At 68.5% G+C, this 11,250-nt stretch carries 12 protein-coding genes; 7 read left to right on the top strand and 5 right to left on the bottom strand.

Going from position 1 to position 11,250, the window contains the following annotated elements:
- On the bottom strand, nucleotides 1-261 hold a 261-nt coding region (locus HUU96_RS04795; protein WP_174291716.1), incomplete at its 3' end, for a hypothetical protein.
- A gap of 257 nt (nucleotides 262-518) precedes the next feature.
- On the opposite strand from HUU96_RS04795, the gene HUU96_RS04790 reads away from it, so the two are divergent.
- The 3 genes from HUU96_RS04790 (at nucleotide 519) to HUU96_RS04780 (ending at nucleotide 4,095) form a co-directional block, all read left to right on the top strand.
- Nucleotides 519-1,895 carry a hypothetical protein gene (locus HUU96_RS04790; protein WP_174291715.1) on the top strand — a complete coding sequence of 459 codons (1,377 nt, stop codon included), beginning with the start codon at nucleotides 519-521 and terminating at the stop codon, nucleotides 1,893-1,895.
- 62 nt (nucleotides 1,896-1,957) lie between these two features.
- Nucleotides 1,958-3,547: a lysine--tRNA ligase gene (locus tag HUU96_RS04785; protein WP_174291714.1), complete on the top strand. Its 1,590-nt coding sequence runs from the start codon at nucleotides 1,958-1,960 to the stop codon at nucleotides 3,545-3,547.
- Nucleotides 3,544-4,095, top strand: coding sequence for a 2'-5' RNA ligase family protein (locus HUU96_RS04780; RefSeq protein ID WP_174291713.1), 552 nt, complete (start codon nucleotides 3,544-3,546; stop codon nucleotides 4,093-4,095). The genes HUU96_RS04785 and HUU96_RS04780 overlap by 4 nt, the downstream gene beginning before the upstream one ends.
- A gap of 21 nt (nucleotides 4,096-4,116) precedes the next feature.
- Here the strand turns inward: HUU96_RS04780 and HUU96_RS04775 are convergent, their stop codons facing one another.
- The 3 genes from HUU96_RS04775 to sucC form a co-directional block, all read right to left on the bottom strand.
- A complete protein-coding gene (locus tag HUU96_RS04775) occupies nucleotides 4,117-5,046 on the bottom strand; it encodes an electron transfer flavoprotein subunit alpha/FixB family protein (protein ID WP_174291712.1) in 930 nt (309 codons plus the stop codon).
- Nucleotides 5,043-5,789 carry an electron transfer flavoprotein subunit beta/FixA family protein gene (locus tag HUU96_RS04770; RefSeq protein WP_174291711.1) on the bottom strand — a complete coding sequence of 249 codons (747 nt, stop codon included), beginning with the start codon at nucleotides 5,787-5,789 and terminating at the stop codon, nucleotides 5,043-5,045. Before HUU96_RS04770 ends, HUU96_RS04775 begins: the two co-directional genes overlap by 4 nt.
- A 103-nt stretch (nucleotides 5,790-5,892) precedes the next feature.
- Nucleotides 5,893-7,092: an ADP-forming succinate--CoA ligase subunit beta gene (sucC, locus tag HUU96_RS04765; RefSeq protein WP_174291710.1), complete on the bottom strand. Its 1,200-nt coding sequence runs from the start codon at nucleotides 7,090-7,092 to the stop codon at nucleotides 5,893-5,895.
- 85 nt (nucleotides 7,093-7,177) lie between these two features.
- On the opposite strand from sucC, the gene HUU96_RS04760 reads away from it, so the two are divergent.
- Together HUU96_RS04760 and HUU96_RS04755 are read left to right on the top strand one after the other, a co-directional pair.
- The gene (locus tag HUU96_RS04760) at nucleotides 7,178-7,684 is read left to right on the top strand and encodes a sterol desaturase family protein (protein WP_174291709.1); all 507 of its coding nucleotides are present in this window, start codon (nucleotides 7,178-7,180) and stop codon (nucleotides 7,682-7,684) included.
- A 24-nt stretch (nucleotides 7,685-7,708) separates the two neighbouring features.
- Nucleotides 7,709-8,044, top strand: a complete 336-nt coding sequence (locus tag HUU96_RS04755; protein WP_174291708.1) for a PilZ domain-containing protein — start codon at nucleotides 7,709-7,711, stop codon at nucleotides 8,042-8,044.
- A gap of 21 nt (nucleotides 8,045-8,065) precedes the next feature.
- On the opposite strand, the gene HUU96_RS04750 is transcribed toward HUU96_RS04755, so the two are convergent.
- Entirely contained in the window at nucleotides 8,066-8,998 is a 933-nt protein-coding gene (locus HUU96_RS04750; RefSeq protein WP_174291707.1) for a ribose-phosphate pyrophosphokinase, read from the bottom strand.
- Nucleotides 8,999-9,092: 94 nt separating this feature from the next.
- Between HUU96_RS04750 and HUU96_RS04745 the strand changes: the two genes are divergently transcribed.
- Entirely contained in the window at nucleotides 9,093-10,418 is a 1,326-nt protein-coding gene (locus HUU96_RS04745; RefSeq protein ID WP_174291706.1) for a glutamate--tRNA ligase, read from the top strand.
- 96 nt (nucleotides 10,419-10,514) lie between these two features.
- A complete protein-coding gene (locus tag HUU96_RS04740) occupies nucleotides 10,515-11,177 on the top strand; it encodes an energy transducer TonB (protein WP_174291705.1) in 663 nt (220 codons plus the stop codon).
- Nucleotides 11,178-11,250: the final 73 nt, after the last annotated feature.

The raw sequence follows: 11,250 nt of genomic DNA, 5'->3' as shown, positions 1-11,250 counted from the left end.
CAGGTCGACGGCGCGGGCCAGGCCGGCCGGCGTCGGCACCGCGAACCGGGCGGGGTGGACGAAGGCGAACAGCTCCAAGAGGTCGAGCCCCGACAGCTCGGGATGCCCCAGCCGCTGCCCAACGAGGGCGGCGTTGAGCAGGATCACCGGCGTGTCGGCAGCGAGCCGGATCGCCTCGCCCCGGCCAAGCTGGCGCGTACCCTCACCATCCGCGATCCAGATGCCGCCATGACTGGCGTGAAGGGCGGGATAGGGGAGCACGATGCCGGTGTAGGCGGGTGGAACGGAAAGGCAACACCGCGCCGGTACAGCCTCTGTCGCAAGCGAACGTTAACCATGATGCCTTAGCAGCTCATTGCGACGCGGCCGCCGCTCCGGTGACTGCTGGCTGAACACCGGATCCACTGAACACGATGACCTACTTTGCCCCGCTTCGCGCTGAGTCAGGCGTCCCCTCCGCCGGGTTGCCGGTCGATCCACTCACGCAGTGGAACGATGCGGCCCCTGGTGCGGCAGCGGTGTTCACCCGTTCTCAACGCTGGCTGCTGCTTGCGGCCTTCGCCCTCCTTGTCGCCTTTCGCCTGCCCCAAGCCTGGGTGCATGGTCGCTTCCTCGACGAGGAAGCGACGGTGTTCCTTGCCTATGCCTGGCACCATTCGCTCGTTGACTCGATGCTGCGGCCATTCGCGGGCTATCTCAACCTGGGGGCAACCGTGCCGACCGCACTGCTGGCGATGCTGATAAGGCACGCGGGCCTGCCGCTCGAACTTGCGCCTTACCTCACAATGACAGCGGCGCTGCTCGCGCAACTGGTTCCGGCCGCATTAATCCTCACCGGCCGCGCCGCGTGGCTTGATGCGCGCCCAGCGGTAGTGGCGGCGCTTGGCATTGCAGTGCTGGCACCCGCGACCGAGGAGGTGTTCCTCAACGTCCTGCACATCCAGTTCCATCTGGCACTCGCCTGCGCCGCGATCCTTGCGCTCGATGTGCCGCGCTTCCGGCGCGCGCAGATCGCATACGGCACGGTGCTGATGCTGGCGCCCTTGTGCGGGCCGGCCGCGATCATGCTGGTGCCGTTGTTCGCGCTCCGCGCCGCGATCGACCGAGATCCCGGCCGATGGCGACAATGCGTCCCGTTTGTCTTCGGCGCGGCAATCCAGCTCTTGCTGTTCTACGGCGCAGCACCGGTACGCGCGCAGGGAGTGTCCCCGGTGCTGGTCGCGTCTGCCTTTACCGTTCGACTTATTGTGCTGCCCTTGTTCAACTTCGGTAATGCCGACACGCTGGCTAACGCAGTTGAGGCGCAAGGTGGAACGCTGCTCTGGATAACCGCAGCGATCGGCGTGGCGGTGTTCGGGTTGATGCTCGCTGCGGCGGCGCGAGTGCGCGACGCCGGGTTATGGCTCGCGCTTGCCGGGTTGGGGGTTGCGGCGGCAACGTTCGGGCACGGGATGGTGCTGCCCGATCCGATCCGAGTCACCTCGCCTTGGGCTGGCGAACGCTATCAATATCTGCCGTTGGTTTTGATCGGTTGGGCGCTGATCGCACTGGCGATGCGCGGCGGGCGAACCCGTCTGATCTTTGCGGCACCGTGCCTGCTTATGCTTATGGCCGGAGCGGCGCGTTATCCGGCACCATCACCGCATTTGGCGAGTGGCCCTTCCTGGCCGACCGAGGTCGCGGCGTGGCGTCGCGACCATCGCCATCCGCTGGCGGTGTGGCCAAAACCCTGGACGGCGGACCTGTCCGGTCAGACGCGGCCATGCTCGCCCCTGACCGGCCATCTCGCGCGATCGACCGACCCACGTTACTGCGAGAGCGGCTGGGTCGGCTCCTTCTTTCGCAACAGCGAGCAGGTGCGAAAGTCGGGAGAAGGCGGAGAGATCCTGCACTGAACAAGCGCGCCCGTTCTGTCATGCGGGGTGACGCCTGCCTGCGCACAGGCTAGTCGCCGGCGATGATCTCGACACCTGCCGACCTCCGCGCCGCCGCGCTCGACTCCAAGGCCTGGCCGTTCGAGGAGGCGCGCAAGCTCCTCAAGCGCTATCCGGACGGGAAGCCCGCCGGCGCGCCGATCCTGTTTGAGACCGGCTACGGCCCCTCCGGCCTGCCGCATATCGGCACCTTCAACGAGGTGCTGCGCACCACCATGGTCCGCAACGCCTTTGCCGCGCTGAGCGACGCGCCGACCCGGCTGGTCGCGTTCAGCGACGACATGGACGGGCTGCGCAAGGTGCCCGACAATGTCCCCAATGGCGCAATGCTGGCCGAGCATCTCGGCAAACCGCTGTCGCGCATTCCCGACCCGTTCGGCACGCACGACAGCTTCGCCGCGCACAACAACGCGATGCTGCGCCAATTCCTCGACCGCTACGGCTTCGACTATCAGTTCGTGTCGGCGACGGACTATTACGCCGGCGGGCGCTTCGACGACGCGCTGCGCGAGGTGCTGCGCCGCTATGACGCGATCCAGGCGATCATGCTGCCGACGCTGCGCCCCGAGCGCCGCGCGACCTATTCGCCGGTGCTGCCGATCAGCCCGGCGACCGGCGTCGTCCTGCAGGTGCCGGTCGAGGTGGTCGACGCCGACGCCGGCACCATCGCCTTTATCGACGAGGGCGGCGAGCGCATCGCCCAGTCAGCGCTGGGTGGCATGGCCAAGCTGCAGTGGAAGGTCGACTGGGCGATGCGCTGGGTGGCGCTGGGCGTCGATTACGAGATGGCGGGCAAGGACCTGATCGACTCGGTGACGCAATCGGGCCGCATCGCCCGCGCGCTCGGCGGCCGTCCGCCCGAGGGCTTCACCTATGAGATGTTCCTCGACGAGGCCGGCGAGAAGATCAGCAAGTCCAAGGGCAATGGCCTGTCGATCGAGCAGTGGCTGACCTATGGCCCCGAGGAGAGCCTGGCGTTCTTCGCCTATCGCGAGCCCAGAAAGGCCAAATCGCTGCACATGGGCGTGATCCCGCGCGCGGTCGACGACTACTGGCAGTTCCGCGCCGCCTGGCCGGACCAGCCGCTCAAGGAGCGGCTCGGCAACCCGGTCCACCACGTCCATGCCGGCCCGGTGCCGGCGGGGGCGCTGCCGGTCACCTTCGGGCTGCTGCTCAACCTGGTCGGGGTGATGGGCGAGGCGACCGCGGAGCAGGTGTGGGGCTATCTCGGCAACTATGTCGCCGATGCCAGCCCCAAGCGCTATCCCGAACTCGACCGGCTGGTCGGCCACGCGCTGGCCTATGCGCGCGATTTCGTTGCGCCGACGCTCCATCGCCGCGCGCCCGACGCGCGCGAAGCGGCGGCGCTACGCGTCCTCGACGAGGGGCTGGCCGAGTTGCCGGCCGGTGCCGCGGCGGAGGATGTCCAGACCCTGGTCTACGAGACCGGCAAGGCGCAGTTCGGCAAGGAGCAGCTGCGCGACTGGTTCCGCACCCTGTACGAGACGCTGCTCGGCTCCAGCCAGGGGCCGCGGATGGGCAGCTTCTTCGCGCTCTACGGCATCGACAACTCGCGCCGGTTGATCGCCGAGGCGATCGCGCGGGGGGCATGACCGATCGGCCTGTCCTGGCGCATCGCCTGTTCTTCGCGCTCCGGCCGCCGCCGGCGATCGCGGACCGGATCATCGCCAGCGCCGCCGTGCTGGGGCACAGGCTGATCGCCGCCGATCGGCTGCACATCACCATGTTCATCCTCGACGACCTGGAGCAGCTCGACCACGCCATCGTCGCCCTGCTCCGCCGGGTCGGCGATGCCGTCGACGCCCCGGCGGTTCCAATCATGCTCGACCGGCTGGTCGCCAGCCACCGGTCGAGCGCGCTGCGCCCCGGCGATGGCGCGAGCGGCCTGATGACGCTCTATCGACAGATCGCCGGCCTGGCCCGGAGCGCCGGTATCGCCGAGCGGCGTGGCTATCGCTTCAGCCCGCACCTGACGCTCGGCTACCGCAAGGGCGATGCGTTCAGCCAGCCGGTCACGCCGGTCGGCTGGATCGCCGACGAGCTGGTGCTGATCCACAGCCATGTCGGGCAGACCCGGCACGACACGCTGGCGCGATGGCGGCTGGCGGGAGCGTCACCCGGCCAGCCGACCCTGTTGTGACGCTGCGCCCGTAAGCGTCGGCTACAGCTTCTCGGTGAGTTCCGGCACCAGCTTGAACAGGTCGCCGACCAGGCCGATGTCGGCGACCTGGAAGATCGGCGCGTCCTCGTCCTTGTTGATCGCGACGATGACCTTCGAATCCTTCATCCCCGCCAGATGCTGGATCGCGCCGGAAATGCCGACCGCGACATAGACCTCCGGCGCGACGATTTTGCCGGTCTGGCCGACCTGATAGTCGCTGGGCGCATAGCCGGCGTCGACCGCCGCACGGGAGGCACCGACGCCCGCCCCCAGCTTGTCGGCGAGCGGGTCGATCAGCGCGTGGAACTGCTCGCCCGAGCCGAGCGCGCGGCCGCCGGAGACGATGATCTTGGCGCTGGTCAGCTCGGGACGGGCATTGGCCGCGATCTCGGAGCCGACGAAGCTCGACTTGCCGGCATCGCCGGTCGACGCCACCGCCTCGATCGTGCCGCTGCCGCCGGTGGCCGCCGCCTTCTCGAACGCGGTGCCGCGGACGGTGATGACCTTCTTGGCGTCGGAGGACCGCACCGTCGCGATCGCGTTGCCGGCGTAGATCGGCCGGGTGAAGGTGTCGTCGCCCTCGACCGACAGGATGTCGCTGATCTGCATGACGTCCAGCAGGGCGGCGACACGTGGCGCGACGTTCTTGCCGGTCGTCGTCGACGGCGCAACGAACGCGTCGTGATGCCCCATCAGCTCGACCACCAGCGGCGCGACGTTCTCGGCGAGTGCGTGCGCGAAGGCAGCATCGTCGGCAACGTGGACCTTGCCGACTCCGGCGATCTGCGCGGCGGCCTGCGCGACCGCATCGACGCCCTGGCCCGCGACCAGCAGGTGGACCTCGCCCAGCTTCGAGGCAGCGGTGACCGCGCTCAGCGTGGCATCCTTGACCGCCGAGCCGTCATGCTCGACCCAGACCAGCGTCTTCACTTGGCGATCCCCATGGCAGACAGCTTCATCACGAGTTCGTCGACATCGGCGACCTTGATCCCAGCCTGGCGCTTGCCCGGCTCGACGACCTTCAGCGTCGCGATCCGCGGCGTCACGTCGACGCCGTAATCGGCCGGTGTCTTTTGCGCCATCGGCTTGGACTTGGCCTTCATGATGTTGGGCAGCGAGGCATAGCGCGGTTCGTTGAGCCGCAGGTCGGTGGTGACGATCGCCGGCAACGGGAAGCTGTCGGTCTCCAGCCCGCCATCGATCTCGCGCGTCACGGTCACGGTGTCGGCCGTCAGCTCGACCTTCGAGGCGAAGGTGCCCTGGCCCCAGCCGAGCAGCCCGGCGAGCATCTGCCCGGTTTGGTTGTTGTCGTCGTCGATCGCCTGCTTGCCGAGGATGACTAGCGCCGGCTGCTCCTCCTCGACGATCTTGGCGAGGATCTTGGCGACGCCGAGAGGTTCCACCTTCTGCTCGGACGTCACCAGGATGGCACGGTCGGCCCCCATGGCGAGAGCGGTGCGCAGCGTCTCCTGCGCCTTGGCCTCGCCGATCGAGACGACGACGATCTCGGTCACGCCCGTCGCCTTGAGGCGGATCGCCTCCTCGACCGCGATCTCGTCGAATGGGTTCATGCTCATCTTGACGTTGGCGAGGTCGACGCCGGACCCGTCCGCCTTCACTCGCGGCTTCACGTTATAGTCAAGGACCCGCTTGACCGGCACCAGTACCTTCATCTGCAACCTCTCTCCATCGTCATGCCGGACTTGATCCGGCATCCCGCTGGCTCTTTGGCCAGGCAGCGGGACCCCGGATCAAATCCGGGGTGACGGGTTAAGTTCAAGCCACCTTCTTGACCTCGGCGACGATCTTCTTCGCGGCGTCGCCCAGGTCGTTGGCGGGAACGATCGCCAGGCCCGAATTGGCGAGGATATCCTTGCCCGCTTGGACATTGGTGCCTTCCAGCCGAACCACCAGCGGCACGGAAAGGTTCACTTCCTTTGCGGCGGCAACGATGCCGTCGGCGATGATATCGCACTTCATGATGCCGCCGAAGATGTTGACCAGGATGCCCTTCACGTTCGGGTCGGCGAGGATGATCTTGAACGCCGCCGTTACCTTTTCCTTGGACGCGCCGCCACCGACGTCGAGGAAGTTGGCCGGGAACATGCCGTTCAGCTTGATGATGTCCATCGTCGCCATCGCCAGGCCGGCACCGTTGACCATGCAGCCGATGTCGCCATCAAGCTTGATATAGGCAAGGTCGTACTTGGATGCCTCCAGCTCGGCCGGGTCCTCCTCGGTCTCGTCGCGCAGGGCGGCCAGGTCCTTGTGGCGGAACATGGCGTTGCCGTCGAAGCCGACCTTGGCGTCAAGGACCATCAGCTTGCCGTCGTCGGTGACGGCGAGCGGGTTGATCTCAATCTGCTCGGCGTCGGTGCCGACGAACGCGGCGTACAGCTTGGACGCGACGTTCGCCGCCTGCTTGGCGAGGTCGCCCTTGAGGTCCAGCGCGGCGGCGACGGCGCGGCCATGGTGGGACATGAAGCCGGTCGCGGTGTCGATGTCGACGCTGTGGATCTTCTCGGGCGTGTCGTGCGCCACCGTCTCGATGTCCATGCCGCCCTCGGTAGAGGCGACCATCGAGACGCGGCCGGTCGCGCGGTTGACCAGCAGCGCAAGGTAGAATTCCTTGGCGATGTCGACACCGTCGGTGACGTACAGGCGGTTGACCTGCTTGCCATGCTCGCCGGTCTGCACCGTCACCAGCGTGTTGCCGAGCATGTCGGCCGCGGCGCTACGTACCTCGTCGGCGGTCTTGGCCAGCCGCACGCCGCCCTTGGCCTCGGGGCCGAGCTCCTTGAACTTGCCCTTGCCGCGGCCGCCGGCATGGATCTGCGCCTTGACGACATAGAGCGGACCGGGAAGCTTGTCAGTGGCGGCGACCGCCTCCTCGACGCTCATCGCCGCGAAGCCGGCGGGAACGGGCACGCCGAAGCTGGCGAGAAGCTCCTTGGCCTGATACTCGTGGATGTTCATGGGGCTGCGCGCCTTTTTGCCGGGAAACGGAACGTACCGGGCCTAAAGCATATCGCCCGAAGTGAATCCACCCTATATGCCGGGCATGAGCTGGCCCCTCGGCATCGCGCTGTTCCTCGCAACCGTGATCGGCATGGAGGGGTTCGCCTATGCCGCGCACCGCTGGGTGATGCACGGGCCCGGCTGGTTCCTCCACGCAAGCCACCATCGACCGCGCAGCGGCCATTGGGAGCTGAACGACCTATACGCGGTGATCTTCGCCGCGCCGTCAATCCTGTTGCTGCTCGGCGGGGTGCAGCTCGGCTGGTGGCCGGGCTGGGCGTGGATCGGCGCGGGGATCGCCGGCTATGGCGCGATCTATTTCGGATTCCACGACGTCATCGTCCATCAGCGATTGCCAGCGCGGCTGGTGCCGCGATCGGCCTATTTGCGCCGCATCGTCCAGGCGCACCGGCTGCACCATGTGGTCGCGACGCGGCGCGGCACCGTCAGCTTCGGCTTCCTGATCGCGCCCCGCCCCGCCGCGCTGAAGGCCGAACTGGCGCGGCGCGGGCGGCGCGGGGTGCGTGCGCCGGCGTTTGCGGAAAAGTAACGCTTTGGCGCCATAGCGGGCGACATGGAACAGCCGCGTTTCACTCCGCCCTTCACGCCGCTCACCGATAGCGACGATAGCCGTCGCGCGCTGCGCAAGGCGGTCAAGGTGCGCGCGCACCTGCGCGACCGTGGCCAGACCAAGTTCGAGATCGGCGTCGTCGACCTGTCCGAGTCGGGCTTCCGCGCCGAGACCAGCTTCACATTATGGCCCGGCACGGTGGTGTGGCTGACGCTGCCGGGTCTGGCACCGCTGGAGGCGGTGGTCGCATGGCGCGACAAGGCGTCCTATGGCTGCGCATTCGCCAAGAAGCTGCACCCGGCCGTGTTCGAGCATATCGTCGCACTCGGCAATCGCTAGCCGCGGCACGGCATCGACAACCTAGTCGAACAAGCTCGATACGCTCGACTCGTCCGCGATCCGCTTGATCGCCTCCCCCAGCAGTGGCGCGATCGGCAGGTGGCGGATCTTCTTCGCCGCGCCCAGCTGATCGCGGCCGATCGAGTCGGTGATCACCAGCTCGCGCAACGCCGACCCTTCGACCCGCGCCACCGCATTACCGGACAGCACGCCATGGCTGACATAGGCGACGACGTCCTCCGCCCCCGCCTCGCGCAGCGCCGCGGCGGCGTTGCACAGCGTCCCCGCCGAATCGACGATGTCGTCGATCAGGATGCAGAACCGCCCCTCGACGTCGCCGATGATGTTCATCACCTCCGATTCGCCGGCGCGCTCGCGGCGCTTGTCGACGATCGCCAGCGGCGCGTTGTCGAGCCGCTTGGCCAGCGCCCGTGCGCGCACCACGCCGCCGACATCGGGCGACACCACCATCAGGTTGCGGCCGGCGAAGCGCGCATGGATGTCCGCCGCCATCACCGGCGCGGCATAGAGGTTGTCGGTCGGGATATCGAAGAACCCCTGGATCTGGCCGGCGTGGAGGTCGACCGACAGCACCCGATTGGCCCCGGCGACGGTGATCAGGTTGGCGACCAGCTTGGCCGAGATCGGCGTGCGCGGCCCCGGCTTCCGGTCCTGCCGCGCATAGCCCATGTACGGGATCACCGCGGTGATACGCCGCGCCGACGCACGCTTCAGCGCGTCGACCATGATCAGCAGCTCCATCAGGTTGTCGTTGGCCGGGTAGCCGGTCGACTGGACGACGAACACGTCCTCGCCGCGCACGTTCTCCAGGATCTCGACGAAGATCTCCTCGTCGGCGAAGCGGCGGACCAGCGCCTCGCTGAGCGGCGTCTCGCAATAGGCGGCGATCGCCTGCGCCAGCGGCAGGTTGGCGTTGCCGGTCATCAGTTTCATTGTCGAGCCCCTTCGCGCCGACGGCCTTAGTCGCGGCCGCAAGCCCACGCAAAGGGGTTTGCCGGGCGCGCCGGCGGTGCCAAGGCGGGGCCGCATGACCGTCACCCGCTTCGCCCCTTCTCCCACCGGCCGGCTCCACGTCGGCAACATCCGCACTGCGCTGCACAACTGGCTGTGGGCGAGGAAGACCGGCGGACGCTTCGTGCTGCGCCTCGACGACACCGATGCGGCGCGCAGCGAGGAGCGGTTCGTCGAGGCGATCCGCGCCGATCTGGCGTGGCTGGGGATGACGCCGGACGAGGAGGTGCGGCAGTCCGACCGCGGCGACCGCTACCAGGCGCGGTTTGCGGCGCTGGTCGACGCCGGCCGGGTCTATCCGGCCTATGAGACGCAGGCCGAGCTGGACCTCAAGCGCAAGGTGCTGCTCGGGCGCGGCCTGCCGCCGGTGTACGACCGCGCCGCGCTGGCGCTGACCGATGCCGAGCGAGCGCGGCTGGAGGGCGAGGACGTGCGACCGCACTGGCGCTTCAGGCTCGACCATGGGGCCGCGATCGAGTGGAACGACCTGGTGCGCGGGGCCCAGCGCTTCGACCCTGCGACGATGAGCGACCCGGTGGTGCGCCGCGCTGATGGATCGTGGCTCTACATGCTGCCCAGCGCGATCGACGATGTGGAGATAGCGATCAGCCATGTCGTGCGCGGCGAGGACCATGTCGCCAACACCGCGCTGCAGCTGCAGATGTTCGCGGCGATGGGCGCGGCGCCGCCCGCCTTCGCCCACACCGCGCTGCTGACCGGCGCGGAAGGCAAGCTGTCGAAGCGGCTGGGCTCCCTCGGTGTCGATCATTTCCGCGAGGTCGGCATCGAGCCGCAGGCAGTGCGCGCGCTGCTGGCGCGGATCGGCACCAGCGACCCGGTCGAGCCGATCGCCGAGGCCGAGCCGCTGATCGCCAGCTTCGACTTCGCGCGCTTCGGCCGCGCGCCGGCGCGCTTCGACGAGGCGGAACTCGCGCAGACCAGCGCCCGCATCGTCCACCAGCTGCCCTTCGCAAGCGTCTCCCCGCGCTTGCCGGCGGGGATGGACGAGGCGGCATGGCAGGCGATCCGCCCCAACCTGACCCGCGTCGACGAAGCGGCGGACTGGTGGCAGGTGGTGGAGGGGCCGATCGACGCGCCGCCCGCGGGCGAGGACGCTGGTTTCCTGGCGCAGGCGGCCACGATGGCGGTGACGATCGACTGGCAGGGCGACCCCTGGCACGCGCTGACGTCGGCGCTGAAGGCGGCGACCGGCCGTGCCGGCAAGCCGCTGTTCCTGCCGCTGCGCCGCGCGCTGACCGGGCGCGACCATGGGCCGGACATGAAGGCGCTGCTGCCGCTGATCGGCCGCGACCGCGCCATCGAACGGCTCGCGCCACGCTGACGCTACGGAGCGCTTGCGTGCAGGCGCTTGCCATGATGTACTATCGATAGACGCGGGTAACCCGCGCCGCAGGAGAGATGCCAGAGGAGGTCAGTCATGTACGCAGACCGTCACGCCCGTCCGTTCGGGCGCTCGTCCACAATCGAGCCGCGCAGCCTCGGCATCGCCGTCGCGATCAACGGCTCGCTCGTCGCCGCTTTGCTGTTGGCGCAGCCCAGCTTCAAGATCGTCGACCATGTCCGTTCTCTCAGGACCTATGCGGTGCCGATCCAGCCGCCGCCGCCGCTGCCAAAGGAACCGGCGCAGCACCCGCTCAAGTCCCAGTCCCATCCGCTGACCGCGCCGCGACCGCAGGTCGACACGCACATCTCGACCGCGCCGGTCCAGATCGACCAGCCGCAGCCGGCACCGTCGTCCTCGGTCGAGGTCGGTCCCGTCATCGTGCCGTATGTCGCGCCGAACCCGCCCCTGACCCTGGTGCCGGCCGAGATCGACCCGGCGCATCGCGGCGACCTGCAGCCGACCTACCCCGCTGGCGAGCTGCGCGCCGAGCATGAGGGGGTGGTGACGGTGCGCGTGCTGATCGGTGCCGATGGCCGCGTCCACCAGGTCGAGCAGGTCGCCGCGACCAGCGACGCCTTCTTCCGCGCCACCCAGGAGCGAGCGTTGGCGCGCTGGCGCTTCCGCCCGGCGACGCGCGGCGGCGTGCCGGTCGAGGCGTGGCGGACGATGACCATCCGCTTCGTGATACCTCGTTGATGTCGGCGGTGCCGGCCCGCTCCCCCGCCCCGCCTCCCAGTCAGGATAATGTCTTGGGAGGCTGGGCGGGGGA

This window comes from Sphingomonas bacterium (genome assembly GCF_903644135.1).
GTDB lineage: Bacteria > Pseudomonadota > Alphaproteobacteria > Sphingomonadales > Sphingomonadaceae > Sphingomonas.
The sequence above is the reverse complement of the archived record's forward strand: the minus strand, read 5'-3'. Positions and strand labels throughout refer to the sequence as shown.

Coding starts and splice junctions, on each gene's coding strand:
- HUU96_RS04785 (WP_174291714.1), top strand. CDS start 1,958: ATGATCTCGACACCTGCCGACCTCCGCGCCGCCGCGCTCGACTCCAAG.
- HUU96_RS04760 (WP_174291709.1), top strand. CDS start 7,178: ATGAGCTGGCCCCTCGGCATCGCGCTGTTCCTCGCAACCGTGATCGGC.
- HUU96_RS04755 (WP_174291708.1), top strand. CDS start 7,709: ATGGAACAGCCGCGTTTCACTCCGCCCTTCACGCCGCTCACCGATAGC.
- HUU96_RS04750 (WP_174291707.1), bottom strand. CDS start 8,998: ATGAAACTGATGACCGGCAACGCCAACCTGCCGCTGGCGCAGGCGATC.
- HUU96_RS04780 (WP_174291713.1), top strand. CDS start 3,544: ATGACCGATCGGCCTGTCCTGGCGCATCGCCTGTTCTTCGCGCTCCGG.
- HUU96_RS04745 (WP_174291706.1), top strand. CDS start 9,093: ATGACCGTCACCCGCTTCGCCCCTTCTCCCACCGGCCGGCTCCACGTC.
- sucC (WP_174291710.1), bottom strand. CDS start 7,092: ATGAACATCCACGAGTATCAGGCCAAGGAGCTTCTCGCCAGCTTCGGC.
- HUU96_RS04770 (WP_174291711.1), bottom strand. CDS start 5,789: ATGAAGGTACTGGTGCCGGTCAAGCGGGTCCTTGACTATAACGTGAAG.
- HUU96_RS04740 (WP_174291705.1), top strand. CDS start 10,515: ATGTACGCAGACCGTCACGCCCGTCCGTTCGGGCGCTCGTCCACAATC.